We start from the raw sequence: 22036 nt of genomic DNA, 5'->3' as shown, positions 1-22036 counted from the left end.
ACAATTTGGCGGTGAATTTTCACAACATCTTGAGCAAGAAACACTGATCAACACCATGACATTACCACTAAATGTAGAAGAAAATAGCCATGATAAAGTGCCTACTAGTTGAAGATCAGACCTTAGTTCGTTTAGGCCTCGCTAATTTACTTAACCTCGATAGCGCCATTAATATCGAAGCCCACGCTGAAGGTGGCTTGCAAGCGCTTGCCCAATTAGCAGAGCATAGCGTTGATATTGTTTTACTCGACATGAGAATGCCGAACTTAGATGGGCTCGGCGTGCTGCAAAAAATGCGTGAAAAGGGTGATAAAACCCCGTGCTGATCATTACCACATTTGAAGATTGCGATGTATTAGTCACAGCCCTTAACCTAGGTGCTCGTGGCTATGTGCTTAAAAACATTGAGCTTGAAGAACTCATTAGCGCTATCAAGCAGGTCGTCGCGGGGAAGCGAGTATTGCAAAGCGCGGTGACTGATGAACACAAAACGCTTTTTAAGCGCCACTATTTATCATCAGGCTTAAGTGGTGCAATCAACATAAATAAAAGTAAACAAAACCAACTGATAAACAAACTGGCGATGATCCATGCGAGCTTTTCTTGACGTCCCACTTTTTGTGACCGAGCAATGAGTATAATTGGCATCACCCACATAATGAATAAAACAATCAGCAAGGGAAACCAAGATATAAATATTTGAGCAATGTTATCCATCATAAATCCTTTTTTTAGCCTCTGATGAGCCCATAAATTCACCCATTTTATGGGCTAACAATAGCTAAATCCCTAATCCTACTCAATGAATAACCTAATTTTCATGGCGGATAGTTTCACTTGTTTATTTAGACGTTTTACGATGTATTTTATTCGCCAAGCCATCTTAATTTGGCCTCTTTCACTATGTCATTAAATTCAGCTTGCGTGATGTCTCCGCTGGCTAAATCATCTTCAGCTGACCAAACGACCTTCTGATAATCAAACTCTATAGCGGCAAGAATATAACCGAGCTTTCTTTCAGTCATCGTGTTTTTATGAAAGTGAGACATCGCTAATTGTTTATTCCACGACTCACCGTCTGGCGGCGGCGGCAGTGTAAAATCAAGCGTAAGCAGTCTTTCATCTGATATTTTGAAACCGTTTGCTATTGACCCTTTCGCACACTCATAAAGCATATAATCAATTGAGTCTTGTAAGCCATAAAAGTGCCAATCATAACCAGCATTACAGCCTCCTATGATTTTTCCCTCTTTATCCGTAATATCAATTGTGCGTTCAGCACAACCTGAAAGGAAAATCAAAACAACAACCACTGTTAATACATTTCGATACATCAATGAACGCCTCTAAACACGCAACATCCGCAACATGCGGAGCACATAGCTGGTTAAAATCATGGTCGCAGCCAACACTGTCAGCTGTGATATTTGTGTTTTATTCACGCTTTATTCTATTTCACGATACTCTGACTTAATTAACCCAAAACATGTGAGATCATGAAACTGGTTTTTCCAATAACCACTTTGACGCCTTATACCTTCCTCTTTAAAACCTACTTTTAAAAGCAACGCTTCAGAAGCTGAGTTTCCAGGCACAGTATCGCCTTGGATACGATTAAGCTTACCACAAGGTAATTCACCTAAAAATGCTGCTTTCACTATTCGGTGCACTGCTTCAGTGCTAAAACCCATCCCCCAATACTGAGGGAGCAAATCATACCCAATAACAGCGCTCTTCATTTTAAGGTTCCAACTATTAAAGCCACACGTTCCGATAAATTCATTTGTTTCTTTTAAACGAATAGCCCAGCGTATCCCCGAATTTTCATTAAAGCGCGAGTTAAAGAACGCGATTAAATTACTTGCTTGCGACAACTCGGTAAAAGCTGCCAAATCATAATATTCGACAACTCGCTTATCCGAGAACAACGCAAATAAGCTCATTGAGTCTTCTTTTGATAAGTGATCTAACGTTAACCGATGCGTCTCTAATACTGGAAATAACAACCTGTCTTCTCCTTGAAATATAACGGCTTGTCAATTTAATCGATTTTAGTAATGGCTCAACCATATCCGAGTTCTAATGTTGGTTCAATCGGTGGCATCTATTTTGCTGACATTACAAAAAAGGGGAGGTGTTTAATTGATATCTAAATACTACTTTAAATAAGCAGCTTTATCCGTACCTTACCCTTTCAGGGCTAAAGTCTATTATCAGTAGCAAGAGGTAGCCCCACAATATCATCATCAAAGCGCTTGCATTTAAGTGGATACGAATCCTATTTAGGTGCAGGAAAACACATACACCCTGCGATGAATCAACTTATTTAACGCCATTAAAAAGTAACGATTTAGCGCAGTTAAAACTTGCGGTGAAAAGGGAGCTTTAGTGCTTGTTGTCCACCGCGGGGGTGTTGTTAGACAACCTTACACCAAGCCCTTTAAGGTCACTTCAAATTGCCCTGAATTAATAAGCCCTTCTACTTGCTCTTTTGCAGAAGGTGCAATGTTTGGATACTCAATTTCAAGATAATCTACAATTTCTTCAAACGACCAAGGTCCAAGTGAGGTGACATAATCAAAAAAATCGTTTTGAATTTCTCGAAACGATTGGTAATCATGTTTAGTAAGAATTACTTCCTTCTCAGTTATGACAATATGCACCTATATTTTCCCTAGTTAGCTAACGAGGCTATGAATTTTGAACACATAAAACAGGCTGTTTTCTTAAAAATAATTTTACAGCCTCAACGTCGTGCTAAACGACTAAGCAATCGTTAGCGAAAATTGAAGCGGAGCGAAAACGAACCAACTGTTACGTGTCCGATTTTTTAAGCGCTTTGTTACCTGTACCGTAATCCATAACAACATAAAAACCTAGAATATTTTCTTTAACTACAATATTAAGCATATTGCCTACTGATTGAGAGTTCCAAAAATTTTCGCCAACTTTTAGATCTAATGGACCAAGCTTCTCTGGAGAGATAGCCAATATATAACTAGTCGATTTTCCTCTACTAATCCTTTTGTCATTTATTTCGACATGAATGCTCACTGGCTCGCCAACAAATATGTAAGAGCTTGAGAAACCTACAACAGTGAGAAAAAAGAACATATATGTTGTTCTTCTTTGGCTTCTAAAAAAACTTCTTCTATCAACAAAACTATCCCATAACTCGGAGGTATTTCGCTTTTTATGCAAGGTAAGCCCTACACCTAAACCAAATACAGTAGTACCCATCACAAGCTCAAAGCCATAGAAAGTTCGATTCACTGTTTCGATTGAAAACCAAATACCTAGAATAAGGAATATGAACCACAATAGTTGAGACGTTTTATCAGCTTTCATACACACAACTAACAAGTCTAGATTAACTCGTTTTAAATTTATTATTATTGATGATTCAACCATAGCTGAGTTCCTATTTGGGTTCAATCGGTTACTTTGATTTATCATAAAGTATAAAAAGAGAGTCTGCGGTTATTTTTAATTGCCGTTTTGAACGGGGTTACTAATGCGTGAATTGCATGTTTTGGTGATAATGATTGGACTTACAAGCTTTCACTAGACAGTTTTTAATTAAGAATAGTGAAATGGGCAGGACTCTCTACGCACTATTCATTTTGGGCAAAAGCCTATTATCGGCAGCAAGAAGCCAATGGAAAACCTCATAATACCATCATCAGATCATTGGCATTTAAGTGGATACGACTCCTATTTAGGTGCTGGAAAACACATACGCCCTACGATGAATCAACTTACTTAACAGCATTGAAAAGTAAGGGATCACCGCTGTTAAAGTTTGCGGTGGAAAGTGGGCTTTAGTGTTTGCTGTCCACCTCAGGGCGTGTTGTTATAAGCCCATTAAATACCAACAGCAGTTTCTGCATTTGATAATACAATTGCGTTTTTTAATGCATTTATAGCTGCATATAATGAGTAACCTAATAAAAATATACAAACGGCTAGCATTGAATAAATATCAATTTGGTCAAAGTGATTAAAGTATATTTTTTCATGGAAAAACTGTTGAATGTAAACACCTTTTAAGATTGCAGCCGATGTTGTTGAAGCAAGTCCATAAGTAATGATTGCAAAAGCTGAGTCTGCAAACTTACCGAAATCTTTATATATTAAACCACCAGTATAGTTTTTGTCATTTTTGACAGAAAGGTAATGAACAAAAAAACAGCACACTAAACTTAACCATAAAGTTACATTCAAATGCTCCCATTGAAGAGTTGCTTTAATTGAGCTTTTCGTTACATCTTGGTAATTAACTAAGAATACAGAAAGTAAAACAAGAAAAATAAAAACAGCAATTAGTTTAAAATTTAGAGCTTTCACACTTCGCTCCCATTAAACTTATCTGTTTTTACTTTATCTTCATCATCAGTACTTTTTCCTAACAGTGCACCAATTATCCCGCCAATAATAACACCCGGAACTCCACCAACTACCCCTATAACTCCCCCAGCAGCCATTGCTCCTGCTGTACTTTCGTTACTCTCAGCTACTACTTCGCTTACAGAGTACACTTGTTGATCAATTTGGAAACGCTCTGAACCTAGTTGCTTTACTAGTTCCTGCCTTGAAACAGCACTTTGTTTCAAATATCTTTTCTCTCCAGTAGATTGATTAGTCACATACAGCTTCATTTACGACTAGCCCTCCTTGGGCTTATAACATTTTAGTATTTATGCGACACGCAGTTTGTGTTGCATAATCGCTTGTTGGACTGAGACGCTACCTGCTCGGTGTGTCAGAGTTGGTGTTACTTATGCTATGGGAATTTGTTTTTATGGCCTAAGCGATATCAAGCCAACTTTACTGGCGTGTCTATCGTATCTAAGCTGTCCCTGCGTCACTCAGCGTTTATTATGTATCCATTAAACCTAATGTTTAACCGTTAAGCAATTATATTTATCCAACCCCAAAGCTCGCTGATCGCTCAAACCTGCCCCATACATTTTAAAGTTCTAAATAATACATTCACAACATCCCGCATAAATGCAGATCGCTCAACACGCTGATTCAAAGTTCTATCAGAAAACCTAAATAGGGAACGTTAGCACCTCTTCTGTAGGACTTGTTACATATGGCTCTGCATTCCAGCCTTGTAAGAAACCATTCTAAACACATACGCCCTACGATGAATCAACTTACTTAACGGCATTGAAAAGTAAGGGATCACCGCAGTTAAAATTTGCGGTGAAAAGGGAGCTTTAGTGCTTGCTGTCTACCTCAGGGCGTGTTGTTATGTGCTAGAACTCTCAATGATTTGGTAGCCATTAGCTTTATGTTCGTTGACGCAAGCTTGAAATTTATTCTCTAATTTAATTTCATCAAACCAGCCAAAAGCATATGAATGACATTTGACTTTCATTTTTTCGGAGTTAATTAAAACGGCCTCTTTTTTTAGCTCTGCAAAACCTAACGAATATGCTAAGTCTATAAATTTTGAATTTATGAAATATCCGGCAATAACTACAACTAAAACTAATATTACTTTCTTCAAAATAACTCCAAAACTTGATTATATTAATTGGCACATAACGAGCCTGTAGATTAACTCGTTTTAAATTTATTTTTATTGATGAATCAACCATAGCCGAGTTCCTATTTTGGTTCAATCAGTTATCGCTAGTTTACGTAGAATAGAAAAAAGAATGTGCGGTTGTTTAATAGATATTTGAGAGGGAATTACAGGTGCTTGATTGGCATATTTCGGCTTAAAAAGGTTCCCCTTTTTTAATGCAGCCTGTTTTGCAGCTTTTCTATGTTATGAACAAGGCAGTACAGTTGCCGCAGAATGAAGTAAATGTATTCACTTTCGTTTGTCCCCCGCAAGGTCAGTTTATTCATGCCCTTATTGACGACCATACTCCACTTTTGATTTAAACGAAAGCAAGCTCTATATGCCCGAATCGTTTGCCATACCTTTAAAAAACTTGTGATGTCTGAAGTCAAAATCAGACCCTATTACTTATAAGCAACATACAGATCACGCTATTTTTGATAGCTTACCGGGTGCAGGGCCACAATTAGCCCCTCGGTTATTAGCCGCTATGGGGTCAAATCGTGATCGCTATAAATGCGCCGCTAACATACAAAAATACGCAGGCATTGCTCCCGTAACCGAACGCAGTGGCAAAAAGGAATGGATACACTGGCGGTACTCATGGACTAAGTTTTTAAGGCAAACGTTTGTGGAATGGGCTGGACTCTCTGTGCGGTATTCATTTTGGGCAAAAGCCTATTATCGGCAGCAAGAAGCCAAAGGAAAACCTCATAATACCATCATCAGATCATTGGCGTTTAAGTGGATACGGATCCTATTTAGATGCTGGAAAACACATACGCCCTACGATGAACCAACTTACTTAACGGCATTGAAAAGTAAGGGATCACCGCTGTTAAAATTTGCGGTGGAAAGTGGGCTTTAGTGCTTGCTGTCCACCTCAGGGCGTGTTTGTTATAAGTCATCTTTAGCACCATGCGTAAACAGTAAAAACTTTGGGGTGTAACCCGTAAATACAACATGCCCTGATATATATGACATACCAAACGTCACGATACCCAAAAGCCAAATAATATGATCATATGGTTCAGTGAACGCAAAACTAACCGTAGCTATAATAGCAAACAGAGTACAAAGATGAAACCCGCAAGCACCCTAAAAGGAGTTCTAACTTTAGCTAATTGTTCCCTTGGTAAACTCATATCTTCCTTTGGCTTATAACGAGACTGTAGAATAACTCCAACAGCCAAATTCAATTAAAAAACGAGCTCCTGTAATTAACTCTAAGCGCTTTTAAAGCATTAGGTAATGCATTTGGAACCCATAAAACAGGCTGATTTTCTTTAAAAAGAGTAACTCTACAGCCTCAACGCTTGCCGTAAACGGCACAAAATAGCAGGCTAAAATTGGCGACGAAGGAGCACAAGCCTGCTGTTTTGTGTCCTTGGTTTAACGGCTTTGTTAGCTTTTGATTGCACAACTTTATGAACCAAAAAACGTATTTAATATTATTTTTTCTTGCGGGTCATAATACATAATGATGCAAGTATCAGCATCAATTGAGAACCACTTATCATCCCCATCCTGTATGAATAAGTCACATATATCGATTTTACCGATATATTTAAAAGGGCGACCATCTTCAGTAAGAGGTATTGATATGTTATCTAAACATTGAGTAGTGGGAAAAGTGTCATAAATGTACTCATAAGGGGTATGAAAATATTCAAAAACTCGCTTTTCATTAACAAGTTTTTTATGCTCTTTCATTTTGCTGTATTGAAGCTTTAATTTTTGAAACTCTTCTTCTAAGTCATTTGGTAGATTATTTAAATAACTTTCCACGCCACCAAAAGTTTCTTTGTAGTCACTATGTGTATTGATATATTTTTTTTGGAAAAAATTAAAATCAGTTAAGAGAGACAGCTTATTATCTATTAACTTGTAAGCTATCCAGTTAGTTCTGCAATAATAATTGTGAAATTTTTTTGTTTCTAAACCCAAACAATCAAATGGCTCTAAGGGCAAAACAAAGTGTAATTTACCTTGTTCACCTTTTAAAAAGTCTTCCACATCTACAGAGAGTAAAGGTAGTAAGAATTCAGCATGCTCTTCAACTTTTTCATAGAAGACATCCTCAACATTTGGAAAAAATGAATTTTTACTCATATCTATCCTAGAAAGCTAACAATTTAATAGTGCGCTCATCGCGCATATTTCTGCCGACTTAACGCTCATTTATCTAATTTATATAGTTTTAACAAATTACTTAAGGTATTACTATCACTAAGTTTTCTAAGGTTTTTAGGAAAAGTTAATAGAACCAATATGCGCGCGTCGCTCATTTTCATGAATATATGCGCAAAGCGCAGTTTAACCAATCAATTAACTTCGATATTCAGCCAATCTCTATGACTGCTGCTCGCTCAAACCTGCCCCATAAACTTTAAAGTTTTAAGCACTACAGTCACAACATCCCGCATAAATGCAGATCGCTCCCCATGCTGTATTAATTGCAAAAAAGATATAGTAGTGACTCAGAGTTTACGGGTTTATGTATCAAGTTATTGGTAGCTCAACACGCTGATTCTAAACCCTATCAGAAAAACCCAAATAGGGAACGTCATTACCCCCTCTGTAGCCCTTGCTACATATGACTCTGCATTCCAGCCTTGTAAGAAACCATTCCAACTTTGGAACAGAAAATACACAGTTATCGCTCAAATCGCGCCACGCAGAGACTGTTGCAGCCATGCAATAGTGATTACTCATACAGAGATAAACAAACAATTGAATTAATACTCTAAAACCCCACTTCTTTATTAACTAAACACCACAAGCAATAAAAACAATTCGAACAAAGGATACTGAGGGTTTTATGCACGCGATTAAAAACAGACAAATAACTTTAGCATCACGCCCACATGGGGCACCAACAAACGAAAACTTTTCATTTAAATCAGTGAATGTAGAGCCCTTAAAACAGGGGGAAGTATTATTGCGTACTATTTATTTGTCGCTCGACCCCTATATGCGTGGCCGCATGAACGATGCAAAATCATATGCTGATCCCGTGGCAATTGGCGAGGTGATGGTAGGTGCGACTGTGTGCCAAATCGCTCAATCAAATAACGATCAATTTGCAGTAGGCGATTGGGTGCTGGCCTATACAGGTTGGCAGGACTACGCCATATCAAATGGCGAAGGCCTAATGCCACTGGGCAAAAATCCAAGTAATCCATCTTATGCATTAGGCATCATGGGTATGCCCGGCTTTACCGCTTATATGGGGCTGTTAGATATTGGCGCACCTAAAGAGGGTGAAACCGTTGTTGTTGCAGCGGCAACGGGCCCTGTTGGTGCCACTGTAGGGCAAATAGCTAAACTTAAAGGCTGCAAGGTTGTTGGTGTTGCTGGCGGCAGTGAAAAATGCCAATACGCAGTTGATACTTTAGGGTTTGATGCCTGTATTGATCATCGCAGTGATAACTTTAACGAACAATTAGCCGCAGCCTGTGACAACGGAATTGATGTTTATTATGAAAATGTAGGCGGAAAGGTGTTCGATGCCGTATTGCCTCTGTTGAATACCGCTGCTCGCGTACCACTGTGCGGTTTAGTCTCCCAGTATAACGCGACTGAGTTACCCCAAGGCCCAGATAGAATGGGCGCATTAATGGGGCAATTGCTCACAAAACGCATAAAAATGCAGGGTTTCATTATATTTGATGACTACGGCCATCGATACAACGAGTTTGCTAAAGACATGCAGCAATGGCTAAGCGAGGGCAAAATTCATTACCGTGAGCACGTAATAACAGGGTTTGAAAACACCCTCACCGCATTTAACGATATGTTAGCTGGCAAGAACTTTGGCAAAACCGTAGTACAAGTTAATCAACCACTTTAAATCACTTAAGGATAACCATGATTAAATTACACCACCTAAATAAGTCACGCTCTAAACGCATTATTTGGTTACTTGAAGAGCTAGAAGTCGATTACAAAATTGTTGCATATCAGCGAAACAGTGCCACTTTTTTAGCGCCTGATGAACTAAAAAACGTGCACCAACTGGGTAAGTCACCGGTAATCGAAGACGACGGTTTAATTGTCACTGAGTCAGGCGCAATTACTGATTACCTCATTACTAAATACGGAAATGGCAAGTTTGCACCAAAGGCAGGAACCGCGGACTATGTTGATTATCAACAGTGGCTGCACTTTGCTGAAAGCTCAGCTATTTTACCGCTTTTGCTAAAAATGTTTGTCCAAAAAGAGGGCGCTAAAACACAGTTTTTAGAAGGTTACGCCGATGCTGAAACCGCTAAAGTAATTAGCTATTTTAACAGCCGCCTTGAAGGCAAAAAGTACTTAGTAGGCGACACGCTCACTGGCGCAGATTTTATGATGTCGTTTATTATTGAAATTGTGAAAAACGCAGGTCAACTAGGTCACTTTAAAAATCTAGTGAGATACGATGAACAATTACAAAGCCATGAAAAGTTTCATACCGCCGAAGAACTCGAGCAAAAGTATGGGTAACGCTTTGTAAACACCAGCAGTAAAGGGGTGTAAAGCCCCTTTACAGTACACTATGTTTATATACCAGCAAGCTCTCGCTCAGTGATGCATTCATCTGAGGCCATTTCAAATTCGCGGCATATAAGCGGGCGGTTTTCGTAGATTGAACACATTAATGTATTTCGGTCTAAGGCTTGGCACCAGCCGTCATCCGCGCGCTTCATCACTTCACTGCCCCATTGGTCATAATCAATATAATGAAAAGGCACCCCGGTATCCGTGAGTATTTGCACTTCTAGTTGGCAACAACACGCTTGGCAGTTGCTGCATAAGACAGGTTCATTTTCATTACTGACAACAATTGGGATCTGATTAGGTATGACGGTATGGGGCATAGGTGCTTACTTTTAAGAATAAGCCCCTAGCATACCTGAGTGAGCCTATCGCGCCAGTAATTTTGCTTTTATTTCACTGTAACGCTGCTGCTCACATAAGCCAAAACCACTGAGCTGGCGCACTTTGTTACGCGCAAATAGCGGCACACTCATCCCCGCTAAAAAGCGACATTGGGTTTCGATACCTACATTATGAATACCTTTGGTCGCAAGATGCGCGAGTAACTCATCTACTTTTTGATAAATCACCTCATCAGCCGCGAACTCATGCGCTAATGAGTACTCAAGTGTGACCGCCTGCCCACGACACACGGAGCAATGGCCGCACTGCTCTGGCGCCTGGTTGTCGTCAAAGTAACGCGCTAAGTTATAACTCAAGCAGTTTTTAAGTTCAAAAAAGCGAATGAGTGCCGCAATACGTTTTATTTCGGCCTGCTCTTTATCTACAAAGTAATTATGCAGTTGTTTTGCTAACTCAGGGTTATTAATAACCTCGTTATGCACTTGGTACACTTGGGTAATGCGTTTGGTTTCAAGTGTAATTAAGTTTTTCTCCGCTAAATAATCAAGCGCTGCCACAACCCGCTTGCGGTCAACTTGTGCTGCTTGTGTTAGGCTATCGAAATTGAGTGTGCCCCATATTTTTTTTAACTGAGTATGGCTAAATATTTGGTTTAAAAAAGCTTGCCTATCGGCATCGAACTGCGAAAGTAACGGTGACTTATCAACCAAAAATTTATATTTAAAGTCAGCATAATAGGCATAGAGCGGAGTTATCGCACCTTGCATTTCTAATTGCACTAATAAGGTTTTAAGTGCTAACTGGCGAATATTACTGTCGCTAGATAGGCTATATTCTTGCATTTCCCATTGCTGATTAGCACTGGTATGCTGGCGAATATCCTGTATTACATGTTCGATACCGCTAAGCTCTGGGGTATCGCCATAAACAAAATTTTCAACCGTATTTAAACCATCTAAATTAGCCAAAGTGTAACAGTTTGAGGGTTTACCATCACGCCCTGCACGGCCAATCTCTTGGCTGTAATTTTCAATCGACTTGGGTAAGTCATAATGAATAACAAAACGAATATCTGATTTATCAATACCCATGCCAAAGGCAATCGTGGCCACGACTACATTGATTTTCCCTGCCATAAAGTCATCTTGAATGCTATAGCGTAAAGTATCTTCTAACCCCGCATGATAAGCTACAGCACTTAAGCCTTGTTGGGTAAGTGTTTGAGCAACTTGCTCAGCACTTTGCTGCAAGGTGACATACACAATCCCAGGGCCTTGTTGCTCGCGAACAATATTAGCAAGTGTTTCGCTCTTATCAGCACTTTTTACACTGAGTACCGACAAGTCTAAATTGCTACGATAAAACCCTGTTTGCACAATACACTCAGGTGCGATTGCAAAACGTTCGCTCATATCACGTTTTACTTTTTTGGTTGCTGTGGCGGTTAATAACAACACTAAAGGAATATTTAACTCTTCGCGGTAGCGCGGTAATTTTAAATAATCAGGCCTAAAATTATGCCCCCACTCTGAAATACAGTGCGCTTCATCCACCACCAGCATAGAAATTGCCACTTGATTAATAAACTCACGGAAACGCTCATTTTTAAAGCGCTCAACCGACACCATCAGTATTTTAACTTTACCAGCGCGTACATCGCTCATTACGGTGTGGCTTTGCTCACTGTTTTGGCTAGAGTCTAAACTGGCGGCATAGATGCCTTTTTTATTTAAAAAGCTGATCTGATCTTTCATCAAGGCCAATAAAGGCGACACTACCAAGGTTAAGTGAGGTAAATGTAAGGCGGTTAATTGATAGCACAATGATTTACCCGAGCCTGTTGGAAAGATAGCTAACGATGACTGATTGTTTAAAAGCTGCTCTATTGTTTGTTGCTGGCCTGGGCGGAATTGGTTAAAACCAAAGTGCTGTTCAAGTGTACTGTGCAATGTAGCCGTCATGGTATCCCTTTACTGTAAATTCCCTCATAAAGGAAATGGTAGCCGTAAATTTAATAAGCCGCCATCTTACCTTTTTTGTCGCTTGATTTCTTTGCTTTATACCCAAATCACCTCAAGCTGCGAGCGTCGTTGGAATTAAAAGCGATTTAGGCAAGGCATTGATTTGCAAATAATAGTGGTTCTATTATTAAAATCAATAACGCAGTATAAATCGCTTTTAAACCAACCCGTTGGGCGTTTCACAGGCACTTACTCTCATCGTTGTTGCTTCTTAAAAGGGACTGCCATTGTTGCAAAGTAACGCCTTGATATTAAGCCCCTGTGAAACGCTGAATTCTGCATCTTGAGGTAATTTGGGTATATTACTGACAAACCTGTTCAAAAGGCGCACAATAAAACCGTTGCCAAGGTATTGCCCTAATGGGCGCTATACCTAAGTAGTTTGCTCAGACTATTTAGGTATTCTACTTTTTGAGGGCAACGTAATGATAACAACACATCCTAAAATCGTGATTATCGGTGGGGGCGCTGGCGGCTTAGAGCTTGCAACCCAATTAGGACATAAACTAGGGAAGAAAAAACACGCTGATATTCTACTCATAGATAAAAACCGCACACACATATGGAAACCGTTACTGCACGAAGTAGCCACGGGCTCTATTGATGCTGATTTAGATGGCGTTGTTTACTCAGCCCATGCCGCAAAACACCATTACCAATTTCAATTGGGCAGTTTTTGTGGCCTAAATAACACCACTAAAACCCTTACATTAAGCCCGTTACATGATGAGCTTGGCCATCAAATACTGCCGCAGCGCACGGTACATTATGATTATCTTGTCATTGCTATTGGCAGCGTGAGTAACGACTTCAACACCCCAGGCATTAAAGATCATTGCTTTTACCTTGACTCAAACCAACAAGCTGAACGCTTTCAGCACGCCCTGCTCGATAACTTTACCCGCTTGCACCAAGATGACGACCCACAACATGCGTTAAACATTGCCATAGTCGGCGGCGGTGCAACGGGAGTTGAACTGTCAGCAGAGCTTTACCATGTGTCAGATTTACTCAAAATCTATGGCTTGACCAACATGACAGCGAAACGATTACACATACACCTAATAGAAGCTGGGCCGCGCATATTGCCGGCATTATCTGAGCGAATTGCACTTTCAGCAAAACGAGAGCTACTGAAATTAGGCGTAACTGTTCGCGAAAACACCCAAGTAAAGCAAGCCACGGAGCAAGGCTTTATCACCCAAGACGACCAGCAAATCAATGCGGATATTATGCTATGGGCGGCCGGTGTTAAAGCGCCTGACTTTATTAACGAGCTTGGAATTTTTGAACTAACCCGTAATAATCAAATTAAAGTGAACGATTACCTGCAAAGTAACGTGGATGAGCATATTTATGTACTAGGCGATTGTTGCGCGTTTACTCAACAAGACGGAAAGCTTGTGCCACCACGGGCACAATCGGCCCATCAAATGGCGCAGTGTATCGAAAAAAACCTGATCGCTACGCTTCGTCAGCAACCATTAAACAAGTTTGAATACAACGATCACGGCTCATTAGTTAATCTGTCACGCTACAGCACGGTAGGCAGTTTGATGGGCAACCTCACCAGCAACAGCTTTTTCATTGAAGGACGTATTGCACGGTTTATGTATATTTCGCTTTATCGTATGCATCAACGGGCGATTCATGGCAGTGCCAAAACATTTGCGTTGTGGATCAGTGAAAAAGTATTGCGTGTTGTTAGACCAAAAATGAAACTGCATTAATGCTACGCTAATTTAAACCTCCACCAACTTACCGCAACAATGCGGTAAGTTGCTTGTTGCTAATGGCGATGCAGCGGTACATTCATGTAAATTTTTGTTGCTAAATCAGTACGATAAATAACTATTATACGTAGCGAATAGCAAGCACTGAAGGGATGTTTTTGGTAGAGTATATACTTTAATGAAGCTAGGTATACTTTCAGGTAGTAACTCGTTATTTTCAATTCGTTTGCGAAGATTAATTTATCATTTATAATTCAGCATGTTATGTTAGCTATTTTATAAAGCAACCAAGTGATAAAGAATCTACTTCTACCTTTTAAAAGTAACTAATGTTGTCTACGCTTAAATGTGTGGTGTAACAAACAGTTATTAAAGTAAATTTAGGGTCTGTTGACCTTTCAAGGTTGAATTTGCAGCAGTCTGTTTGGTATTTAGGCAAGGCAGCGCCTATGTGGTGTGGTTATTCCCCATAAATAGGCGATAACGCAGCATCAATGCCAAACAGGCACTGCCCTGCGGGTTCTGCCTAGGGGCAATTTACTCTTTTTTACTCGGTTTTGACTTAGTCCACTAGGTTACAAACCTCGCGCCGCGATTAAATCGCCCCTAGCTTGAACAAATTTTAATCCGAAAAGGTCAACAGACCCTAAACAAAATCACATTAATTGCATGACATGCTAACTAAATAAAAGCCTGTAATAAAAATACTATTTGAAGACTTTAAGGTGAGATAATGAGCGCTAAACCAGCTAACTGTGAAAAGTTAACCTGCAACCAATGTGCAGATGAAGACCAATTAGATTTTGATTTTACAATGGCCTTTCAACCGATTGTAGATTGCGATCGTCGTCGTGTATTTGGTTATGAAGCGCTTGTGCGTGGTATTAATAATGAATCAGCGTTTAGCGTTATTTCTCAAGTAAATGAACAAAATAGATACACCTTTGACCAACAGTGCCGTATTAGAGCCATCGCGTTAGCGGCAAAACTTCAGATAGATTCCGTGTTAAGCATTAACTTTTTGCCTAATGCGATTTATAAGCCAGAGCGCTGTATTCGCACAACATTAGAAGCGGCAAAAAAATATAACTTCCCCACTGAAAAAATCATGTTTGAATTCACTGAGGTCGAAAAAATTGACGACACCCAACATATAAGACGCGTTGTTGAATACTATCAATCTCTTGGCTTTACAACTGCAACAGATGACTTTGGCTCAGGCTATTCAGGGTTAAATTTATTGGCTGACTTTCAAACTGACATTGTTAAATTCGACATGGAGCTAGTACGTAATATTCACCTTAATAAAGCACGCCAACTGATAGTAAAACACAATGTTGCCATGTTAAAAGAAATGAATATCACGCCGCTTGCAGAAGGCATCGAAACCGTTGAAGAGTACCAATGGCTGCACAATGCAGGCATTAGCTTAATGCAAGGGTATTTATTTGCAAAACCAGGGTTTGAATCGCTACCCAAAGTGGACTTTTCACCGTTGGATTCTATATCCCCTTAACACTCATCGTTACAGTGGCAAAAAGTGAATCATCTTTTTAATAAAATTAGCAATCACATTGATCGATTCGTTTTTAGCCTGCGTATTGGTATGTGAAGGGTATGGAAGTGGGCACCGCGGTGTCGCACAATTTAGTCACCTTCACCATAATTGTATTTTTAGCACAGATATAAAAGCGTATTGTTAAGCCCAATACGCTTTTTCTTTTTTCCTTTCTTCACATCCTTACGATTAAGTAATTGTTCAGATTAAATTAGTTAATATACACCCTCATACTCCCAACGACATATTTGTTGTTTAAGCAGTTTAACCAGCTCACTTTTGAGCTGGTTTTTTTTTGCCTAGTTACTCATAAGCAGTCATGTTAAAGTTCGCATAATTTGCAGGGTATTAATGTTGTGCCCATTCTTGGTTTGAATATAATTACTAGGCAGCACTATGCGTCAACACTTTATACTGATTACACTTCTTTTAGCGTTTGTTTGCTCACTGCACGTTAATGCCGAAGAATCTCGCCCTGCGCCAACAGAGCAGCAGCAAGAACACGCGTTAGCCCAAATACAAAAACCCATGTTTCAACCGCTGATGGAGCGTTACATTCTTGACGAATTAAAAGCAGTGCGCCAAGACCAACAAAAGCTCCGCGAAGATCTTACTAAACAAGTAACCCATGCCCAGCTAGATACCGCTGACAGAGCCATTACCTACACAACAGACACCATCAATAATGTATTTTTCATCATTACCGCTACCGCCTCTATTTTAGTCTTGGTGGGTTGGAACTCGTTGCGCGATGTCAAAAACAAAGTCGAAGACATTGTAAATACGCGTGTAAGTGTGATCACCAACGAATACGAAGCCCGCTTAAATACATTTGAAGAGAAGTTGCGTGAGCGCTCAGAAGAGATCCTCAAAAACCAAGAGAAAATCTCAGTAACCAACGAAGTTCATTCATTATGGATGCGTGCGAATTTAGAAAGTGATGTATCAAATAAGATTGAAATATTTGATGAAATCTTAAATCGTAAGCCAGAAGATGTAGAAGCAATAGCCTATAAAGCAGATGCCTTATTAGAGCTTAACGAAACAGCCGAAGCCATTGAATTATGTAACCAAGCAATCGACATAGACAGTGATTATGGTTACGCCTATTGGCAACGCGCGTGTGCGTATGCCCTGACTCACAAACATGCAGATGCGTTAGCCGATATTAAAATGGCGTTGGATTACTCACCCAATTTACGCAACGAACTGCTGCATGAAAGTGCATTTGCCAGCTTACATGACAACACCAGCTTTAATGTTATTTTATCGGGTGAAAAGTCTTAACGATTTAAAAATCGTTCAATTGCCTCAGTGAGCAGTTCGTCGAGCTGCTCTTCAAAATCGTCAATACTGGTTTTAAAATGCCCAAGATACGCTTGTGTTTGCGGCGCTGAGAGTAATTTTTGATTAATACTGTATTGGCGTTCAGGCTTTGTTTTGTCAAAGCGTGGTACAAAATGATAACCCGCAAAATAGACCGGGGTAATCTGCTGATTAGCGTATTCACAAAAACGCTCGATCGTTTCTGCGCCAGTAGGCCCTAAACAGCCCGGCTCAACACGATAGAGTAAATGCAGCTTTTTATCATCCGCTAATTCCATGCCTTTGTTCCTATACCTTTCAATTAATTTGTTTCATAAAACCCTGACTAAAAACATTTAGTCGAGTCATAAAGCATTTTGCCTATACGTTTACACGCAGTAAAAAAGTACACAAAGAATTAACGCGGCTAGTTAGCTACTCGCTAATTTAACGTACCTTATTGGTCAATTTTATTTAAAAAATAATACCTTAGTTACTTTGCCATTTTCAACTTTGTAGCTTGATACAAACTCAGAGCGCTTATCAACAACGTTTGGATCCGTTGTGCATGTTTCTGAGAGTTCATGGTCAATCACAATATTGCCGGTCACTATGCGTTTAATGGGTGACGACTTAACGCACTTTAACTTTTTAAACATAATGCCATAACGCGCTATCAGGTTTTCTTTACCTTTAAATAACAGCTCATTTGGAAACACATAAAACTCGACATCTTCTGAGTACATGCTGACAAATGCTTCTATATTGCGTGAATTGTAAGCTTTAATTAGTTTTTCAACAACCGCTAACGCCTCTCGTGATTGCTTGGCTTTTTCTTGCTGCTTTTGTGTCAGTGCTTCTTTCGCTTGCGCAACAACTTGCGTTGCTTTTGCGATGGCTTGCTCTTTTTCTTGTTGTGTTTTCGGCGCATCAGTCGGTTTTACTGTTTGCGCCCCTAGCACTTTACTGCTATCTACAACATCAACCTTATTTGCCGTACGTGCATCACTCACAATAGGTTGTGTTGGTTCAATATCAACCGCTATTTCGGGGGGTGCTTTTTCTGGCGTTAAAGTGATGACAGCAGGGCTGTCCTCTAACGCTTTTTGTGGTTCAACGGCGTCGCTATTTTTAGTCTCAGTTTTTTGTTGAGGCGCTTTAGCAGGCTTGGTAGTTTGCTCTGCATCGACAGCTAATAATGATCCTGAGAATAATAGACTCATTGCAAAAAATAACGATTTCATACTGTTCCTGAATGATTGAAGAAACAATAAAATAGCAAAAAATATGCCTTCAAGATAGTGGTTATCACCCCACCGTGCATTTACCAATATTGCTCTACCGTTATATGACCGGGCTCTTTGCGGCGATTTCGACGATAGCCTTGCTCAATCAACAATGCTGACGTGTCTTTTACCATATCGGGATTACCGCAAATCATAAACTGCGCAGTGTTCGGTGTAGGGGTTAAATCTACATGTGAAAATAACGTTTGCGCTTGAATATGATCGGTTATCCGCCCTTGTAATCCAACGGCCCCGTCTTCACGGCTAACCACTGGCACATAATTTAACCCCGTGTACTTTTGCTGTAACGCGGCAATGCTGTTTTGATAACTTAAATCACTGTTTAATCGCACCCCATGCACGAGGGTTATTTGATCAAATTGCTGCCATACCTCACCGTGTTCAAGCATTGATAAGAATGGCCCTATCGCCGTCCCTGTACTGAGCATCCACAGTTGTTCGCTTTGAGGCACTTCGTCTAACGTGAAAAAGCCACTTGCACGGCGCTCAATCATCACTGTATCACCCTGTTTAAGCTGGGCTAATTGTTGCGATAGTAAGCCGTCTTGCACGTTAATTAAGTAAAACTCTAAATCGGGTGAACTAGGTGCATTTACATAGGAGTACGCACGTGCAATGCGCTTTTCATCTTTCATCATAGACAGTTTAGTAAATTGCCCGGCTTTAAACGGCTCTACATCGGCATTAACAATTAAACTAAATAAGGTATCACTCCACCAAACAACGTCTTTAACGCGCGCCTCAACCCAGTTAGACATAACAACCCCCTTTGCATTGAATTGAATTGAAAATATTTAGTGCTTTATACCCAAGCCACTTAAAATCAAAGCGTCGTTACGACTTAAAAGAGACAGCCCAGATATTAAGCTTTATGAAACGCTAGATTCTGTATATTGAGCTGGTTTGGGTATATATAACAGTGGCAAGGGAACAGGATCGTGTCAATTTTAACCAAGCAGATCGCTAAATAAATACGTCACCGCTCGTTATAAAACACACAAAATATAAAATATTCAATTAGATACACCATTTAGATCACTATTTTACTAAGCTAGTGAAAACGCCAATTTTTGAGCAACTAACTACTAAAAACAAATAAAGTAACACAAATGCGAATCACTCACTTTTACGTACCCTAAATTTATAGTATCCTCTGCCACTTATTCTTTCACTCGGGTCAAAGGATTACCTATGTACGCCCAATCAATTAATAAAGCACCAACACGCAACCCATTAGTCAGGCTAAAAATGGCTTGTAAAGCCAATGTTTATGCACTGTGTGTGATTTCTCGTTTTAGTGCAGCCATTGTCGGGGGGTATGTATTCACCGCTGTATTTACGTCATTGTTGAGCCTCATTCTACCGCTCAGCAAATCGGATGCCGTGCTATTGAGTGTCAGCTTGACCATATTGATATACAGCTGTGTGTTTATTTGGGTGTTCGCCATTAAGTCATTAAAAACTGTTTGGATCACTATTTTACTAACATCCTCAAGCTGTTTTTTAAGTATTGCACTGCTGAAGGGATGGCTATGAAAGAGAACTTTTTTCGCTCTATGACATGGATGCACACCTGGGTAGGGCTGTTAGTATGCTGGTTAGTGTATTTAGTATTTTTTGCCGGCACGGTGAGCTTTTTTCGTGACGAAGTCACGCTTTGGAGCAAACCTGAACTTCACAGCATAAGTAAGCCGCCCGCTGAACCTATTCGTATCGCACAGCAGCGTGAGCAAATTACTAATGGCATTGCGTACCTTGCAAACACCGCTCCTGACTCATCACGCTGGCGTATTTCTTTACCCACCACACGTGAGCCTCAGTTAGTGTATGCCTACGAAAAACCTCGCGCTGAGGGCAGTAAACGCTTTGGCGGGTGGCAAACCTACATCATCAATCCTGAAACGGGTGAAGCCACAGCACAACCACGCGATAGCAAAGGCGGCAACTTCTTTTACCGCTTGCATTTTGACCTGCATTATTTAGATGCGCGCACAGCACGGTATATTGTGTGTTTTGCCAGTTTATTTATGCTTGTTGCGCTTATCTCTGGTGTGGTTATTCATAAGCGTATTTTTAAGGATATGTTTAGTTTTAGAAAAAATAAAGGCAGTCGCAGCTGGTTAGATGCGCATAATGTTTCGTCGGTATTGGCATTGCCTTTTCATATAATGATCACCTATACCGGTTTGATCACACTCATTTTTATGCTTTTTCCATACCCCGCTTTAACCGCATATGAAGACGGACTAAAAGGCTTATTTAACGATGTAACCCCAACCAATATACGAACAAAATCAAGCACCCAAAGCGCACCTTTAGTCTCAACTGACTACATTTTGGATCAAGTTTATACTAACTGGCAAAGCGCAGACCTAACCTCTTTCTCAATCCGTGATCCTAATAAAGCCTCGGCCACGGTGACCGTGCGTGCTTCAACGGCTGATTTAGTGAAAGATCAAACCCCTACGATGCTTTTTAACGCAGTCAGTGGTGAGCTAATGGCACAAAGTGCGCAAGAACTCACTACCTCAGAGGTCATTTATGACTCGATGACCGCTCTGCACACTGGCCGTTTAGCAAACCCACTACTGCGCTGGTTGTACTTTTTATGCGGCGTTGCGGGCTGCATAATGATAGCCACAGGCTGCATTATGTGGGCAAAACGCATTCGTGAACGGATGAAAAAAGACCAAACAGCGTCGTTTGGTCTCAAACTTGTTGAAAGCCTAAATCTAGCCACTTTGATGGGCTTGCCATTAGCGACCTGCGCTTTCTTTATCGCTAACCGCTTGCTACCTGTGAGTACTGTACAACGTGCAGATAAAGAAATATTGGCGTTCTTTATCACCTGGCTGGCTGTTGCCCTGTTTACCTTGTTTAAGCGCGCAAAAATGCAGTGGTACTTATTAGCCTGGTTAAATGCTGTGGCGTGTATTAGCGTGCCGCTAATCAACGCACTCACAACCAAAGGCAACCTGGTAAGTTATATGCTGAACGCTCAGTGGGCATTGTTTAGTTTTGATTTAGTGTGCCTAGTTTGCGCCTTGCTGTTTATATTACAAGCCAAAAAATTACGTACTCAACTGAGTCCCCCCGCACCCAATACGCGTTCAAATCGGGTAACAAAACCCCCTCTCATGGAGCAAAAAGGATGAGTGAGCTTTTGCAATTTAACCTGTGTTTACTGGCATTTAACTGCTTTGCACTTGCTAAGTTTAATCATTACCGAGATGTGTTTAAAACGCGACCAAGCCAAAAGCAAAGCCAGCAGTTTATCATTGTGGCGTGGATCAGTATTTTACTAAGTTTATTGCTTTGTGTTGTCGAGCGGCAGGGCTACGGCGTATTGCTTTTTTGCGGCTACATGGCTTTAAGTGTTTTATTATTAATGATTTTTTATAGTTTTAAAGCCTCGTGGGTAAAATACATAAGTGCAGTAAACGTTACATTATTGCTACTGAGTGGAAGTTATATTGCCGTTATTTAAGCTTAGTTAGTAAAAATGTGATCTGAGCCAAATAGAGGTCTTTATTCCCACCAATCAGGCAAAAAAAAGGCAAGCTATAAAAGCTTGCCTGTATATCCAATAAACTGGTTATAAATTAGGGGATACGCATGTCAACATCAAGCCCATAAGGGCCTTACTTGAT

At 40.2% G+C, this 22036-nt stretch carries 23 protein-coding genes and 1 pseudogene; 11 read left to right on the top strand and 13 right to left on the bottom strand.

The features are described from left to right. Positions 1-89 precede the first annotated feature (89 nt). Positions 90-326, top strand: coding sequence for a LytR/AlgR family response regulator transcription factor (locus tag ATS75_RS20610; protein WP_235591137.1), 237 nt, complete (start codon positions 90-92; stop codon positions 324-326). Next, positions 320-607: a hypothetical protein gene (locus ATS75_RS20605; protein ID WP_235591136.1), complete on the top strand. Its 288-nt coding sequence runs from the start codon at positions 320-322 to the stop codon at positions 605-607. Before ATS75_RS20610 ends, ATS75_RS20605 begins: the two co-directional genes overlap by 7 nt. A gap of 259 nt (positions 608-866) precedes the next feature. Here the strand turns inward: ATS75_RS20605 and ATS75_RS06190 are convergent, their stop codons facing one another. From ATS75_RS06190 to ATS75_RS20435, 7 genes are all read right to left on the bottom strand, one after another. Then, positions 867-1334, bottom strand: a complete 468-nt coding sequence (locus ATS75_RS06190; RefSeq protein ID WP_058559554.1) for a hypothetical protein — start codon at positions 1332-1334, stop codon at positions 867-869. 111 nt (positions 1335-1445) lie between these two features. Continuing rightward, positions 1446-2006 carry a GNAT family N-acetyltransferase gene (locus tag ATS75_RS06185; protein WP_058559553.1) on the bottom strand — a complete coding sequence of 187 codons (561 nt, stop codon included), beginning with the start codon at positions 2004-2006 and terminating at the stop codon, positions 1446-1448. A gap of 420 nt (positions 2007-2426) precedes the next feature. Beyond that, entirely contained in the window at positions 2427-2663 is a 237-nt protein-coding gene (locus ATS75_RS06180; protein WP_058559552.1) for a hypothetical protein, read from the bottom strand. 151 nt (positions 2664-2814) lie between these two features. Beyond that, entirely contained in the window at positions 2815-3411 is a 597-nt protein-coding gene (locus ATS75_RS06175; protein WP_058559551.1) for a hypothetical protein, read from the bottom strand. A 453-nt stretch (positions 3412-3864) separates the two neighbouring features. Continuing rightward, positions 3865-4347, bottom strand: a complete 483-nt coding sequence (locus ATS75_RS06170) for a hypothetical protein (RefSeq protein WP_058559550.1) — start codon at positions 4345-4347, stop codon at positions 3865-3867. After that, the gene (locus ATS75_RS06165; RefSeq protein ID WP_058559549.1) at positions 4344-4658 is read right to left on the bottom strand and encodes a hypothetical protein; all 315 of its coding nucleotides are present in this window, start codon (positions 4656-4658) and stop codon (positions 4344-4346) included. The genes ATS75_RS06170 and ATS75_RS06165 overlap by 4 nt, the downstream gene beginning before the upstream one ends. 599 nt (positions 4659-5257) lie before the next feature. Continuing rightward, on the bottom strand, positions 5258-5518 hold the full coding sequence (locus tag ATS75_RS20435) for a hypothetical protein (protein WP_058559548.1): 261 nt from the start codon (positions 5516-5518) through the stop codon (positions 5258-5260). Between the two features lie 499 nt (positions 5519-6017). Between ATS75_RS20435 and ATS75_RS20080 the strand changes: the two are divergent. Beyond that, positions 6018-6446, top strand: a pseudogene (locus ATS75_RS20080) (transposase); the annotation flags it as partial. Positions 6447-7003: 557 nt separating this feature from the next. Here the strand turns inward: ATS75_RS20080 and ATS75_RS06150 are convergent. Then, complete coding sequence (locus ATS75_RS06150) at positions 7004-7690, bottom strand: hypothetical protein (protein ID WP_058559547.1); 687 nt, start codon at positions 7688-7690, stop codon at positions 7004-7006. Positions 7691-8399: 709 nt separating this feature from the next. On the opposite strand from ATS75_RS06150, the gene ATS75_RS06145 reads away from it, so the two are divergent. Continuing rightward, positions 8400-9431 (top strand): NADP-dependent oxidoreductase, encoded by a 1032-nt coding sequence (locus ATS75_RS06145; protein ID WP_058559546.1) that lies wholly within the window; start codon positions 8400-8402, stop codon positions 9429-9431. Between the two features lie 17 nt (positions 9432-9448). Next, a complete protein-coding gene (locus tag ATS75_RS06140) occupies positions 9449-10066 on the top strand; it encodes a glutathione S-transferase family protein (RefSeq protein ID WP_058559545.1) in 618 nt (205 codons plus the stop codon). 56 nt (positions 10067-10122) lie between these two features. On the opposite strand, the gene ATS75_RS06135 is transcribed toward ATS75_RS06140, so the two are convergent. Continuing rightward, the gene (locus tag ATS75_RS06135; RefSeq protein ID WP_058559544.1) at positions 10123-10440 is read right to left on the bottom strand and encodes a YkgJ family cysteine cluster protein; all 318 of its coding nucleotides are present in this window, start codon (positions 10438-10440) and stop codon (positions 10123-10125) included. A gap of 45 nt (positions 10441-10485) precedes the next feature. After that, positions 10486-12423 (bottom strand): ATP-dependent DNA helicase RecQ, encoded by a 1938-nt coding sequence (locus ATS75_RS06130; RefSeq protein WP_058559543.1) that lies wholly within the window; start codon positions 12421-12423, stop codon positions 10486-10488. Positions 12424-12908: 485 nt separating this feature from the next. Here ATS75_RS06130 and ATS75_RS06125 point away from each other — a divergent pair, with 485 nt between their 5' ends. The 3 genes from ATS75_RS06125 (at position 12909) to ATS75_RS06115 (ending at position 17061) form a co-directional block, all read left to right on the top strand. Continuing rightward, the gene (locus tag ATS75_RS06125; RefSeq protein WP_058559542.1) at positions 12909-14213 is read left to right on the top strand and encodes an NAD(P)/FAD-dependent oxidoreductase; all 1305 of its coding nucleotides are present in this window, start codon (positions 12909-12911) and stop codon (positions 14211-14213) included. 736 nt (positions 14214-14949) lie between these two features. Further along, positions 14950-15732 (top strand): EAL domain-containing protein, encoded by a 783-nt coding sequence (locus tag ATS75_RS06120; RefSeq protein WP_058559541.1) that lies wholly within the window; start codon positions 14950-14952, stop codon positions 15730-15732. A 438-nt stretch (positions 15733-16170) separates the two neighbouring features. Beyond that, positions 16171-17061: a tetratricopeptide repeat protein gene (locus tag ATS75_RS06115; RefSeq protein WP_058559540.1), complete on the top strand. Its 891-nt coding sequence runs from the start codon at positions 16171-16173 to the stop codon at positions 17059-17061. Here ATS75_RS06115 and ATS75_RS06110 read toward each other — a convergent pair. The 3 genes from ATS75_RS06110 to ATS75_RS06100 all read right to left on the bottom strand — a co-directional run bounded on the left by ATS75_RS06110 (position 17058) and on the right by ATS75_RS06100 (position 19144). Then, positions 17058-17378, bottom strand: a complete 321-nt coding sequence (locus tag ATS75_RS06110) for a hypothetical protein (RefSeq protein ID WP_058559539.1) — start codon at positions 17376-17378, stop codon at positions 17058-17060. The genes ATS75_RS06115 and ATS75_RS06110 overlap by 4 nt on opposite strands. 171 nt (positions 17379-17549) lie before the next feature. Beyond that, positions 17550-18323: a nuclear transport factor 2 family protein gene (locus ATS75_RS06105; protein ID WP_058559538.1), complete on the bottom strand. Its 774-nt coding sequence runs from the start codon at positions 18321-18323 to the stop codon at positions 17550-17552. An 80-nt stretch (positions 18324-18403) separates the two neighbouring features. Then, positions 18404-19144 carry a ferredoxin--NADP reductase gene (locus ATS75_RS06100; RefSeq protein WP_058559537.1) on the bottom strand — a complete coding sequence of 247 codons (741 nt, stop codon included), beginning with the start codon at positions 19142-19144 and terminating at the stop codon, positions 18404-18406. Positions 19145-19634: 490 nt separating this feature from the next. Here ATS75_RS06100 and ATS75_RS06095 point away from each other — a divergent pair, with 490 nt between their 5' ends. The 3 genes from ATS75_RS06095 to ATS75_RS06085 are packed head-to-tail and all read left to right on the top strand — an operon-like array spanning position 19635 to position 21873. Next, positions 19635-19922, top strand: coding sequence for a hypothetical protein (locus tag ATS75_RS06095; protein ID WP_235591143.1), 288 nt, complete (start codon positions 19635-19637; stop codon positions 19920-19922). After that, complete coding sequence (locus ATS75_RS06090; RefSeq protein WP_058559535.1) at positions 19919-21541, top strand: PepSY-associated TM helix domain-containing protein; 1623 nt, start codon at positions 19919-19921, stop codon at positions 21539-21541. The genes ATS75_RS06095 and ATS75_RS06090 overlap by 4 nt, the downstream gene beginning before the upstream one ends. Then, positions 21538-21873 (top strand): DUF3325 domain-containing protein, encoded by a 336-nt coding sequence (locus ATS75_RS06085; RefSeq protein WP_058559534.1) that lies wholly within the window; start codon positions 21538-21540, stop codon positions 21871-21873. Before ATS75_RS06090 ends, ATS75_RS06085 begins: the two co-directional genes overlap by 4 nt. The last annotated feature ends 163 nt before the right edge of the window (positions 21874-22036 follow it).

Origin of the sequence: Pseudoalteromonas sp. H105 (genome assembly GCF_001469215.1) — a bacterium.
Taxonomy (GTDB): Bacteria; Pseudomonadota; Gammaproteobacteria; order Enterobacterales; family Alteromonadaceae; genus Pseudoalteromonas.
Note: the sequence above shows the minus strand (reverse complement) of the source record. Positions and strands in the feature narration are given on the sequence as shown.

Coding starts and splice junctions, on each gene's coding strand:
- ATS75_RS20610 (WP_235591137.1), top strand. CDS start 90: ATGATAAAGTGCCTACTAGTTGAAGATCAGACCTTAGTTCGTTTAGGC.
- ATS75_RS06190 (WP_058559554.1), bottom strand. CDS start 1,334: ATGTATCGAAATGTATTAACAGTGGTTGTTGTTTTGATTTTCCTTTCA.
- ATS75_RS06175 (WP_058559551.1), bottom strand. CDS start 3,411: ATGGTTGAATCATCAATAATAATAAATTTAAAACGAGTTAATCTAGAC.
- ATS75_RS06165 (WP_058559549.1), bottom strand. CDS start 4,658: ATGAAGCTGTATGTGACTAATCAATCTACTGGAGAGAAAAGATATTTG.
- ATS75_RS06150 (WP_058559547.1), bottom strand. CDS start 7,690: ATGAGTAAAAATTCATTTTTTCCAAATGTTGAGGATGTCTTCTATGAA.
- ATS75_RS06145 (WP_058559546.1), top strand. CDS start 8,400: ATGCACGCGATTAAAAACAGACAAATAACTTTAGCATCACGCCCACAT.
- ATS75_RS06140 (WP_058559545.1), top strand. CDS start 9,449: ATGATTAAATTACACCACCTAAATAAGTCACGCTCTAAACGCATTATT.
- ATS75_RS06135 (WP_058559544.1), bottom strand. CDS start 10,440: ATGCCCCATACCGTCATACCTAATCAGATCCCAATTGTTGTCAGTAAT.
- ATS75_RS06130 (WP_058559543.1), bottom strand. CDS start 12,423: ATGACGGCTACATTGCACAGTACACTTGAACAGCACTTTGGTTTTAAC.
- ATS75_RS06125 (WP_058559542.1), top strand. CDS start 12,909: ATGATAACAACACATCCTAAAATCGTGATTATCGGTGGGGGCGCTGGC.
- ATS75_RS06120 (WP_058559541.1), top strand. CDS start 14,950: ATGAGCGCTAAACCAGCTAACTGTGAAAAGTTAACCTGCAACCAATGT.
- ATS75_RS06115 (WP_058559540.1), top strand. CDS start 16,171: ATGCGTCAACACTTTATACTGATTACACTTCTTTTAGCGTTTGTTTGC.
- ATS75_RS06110 (WP_058559539.1), bottom strand. CDS start 17,378: ATGGAATTAGCGGATGATAAAAAGCTGCATTTACTCTATCGTGTTGAG.
- ATS75_RS06105 (WP_058559538.1), bottom strand. CDS start 18,323: ATGAAATCGTTATTTTTTGCAATGAGTCTATTATTCTCAGGATCATTA.
- ATS75_RS06100 (WP_058559537.1), bottom strand. CDS start 19,144: ATGTCTAACTGGGTTGAGGCGCGCGTTAAAGACGTTGTTTGGTGGAGT.
- ATS75_RS06095 (WP_235591143.1), top strand. CDS start 19,635: ATGGCTTGTAAAGCCAATGTTTATGCACTGTGTGTGATTTCTCGTTTT.
- ATS75_RS06090 (WP_058559535.1), top strand. CDS start 19,919: ATGAAAGAGAACTTTTTTCGCTCTATGACATGGATGCACACCTGGGTA.
- ATS75_RS06085 (WP_058559534.1), top strand. CDS start 21,538: ATGAGTGAGCTTTTGCAATTTAACCTGTGTTTACTGGCATTTAACTGC.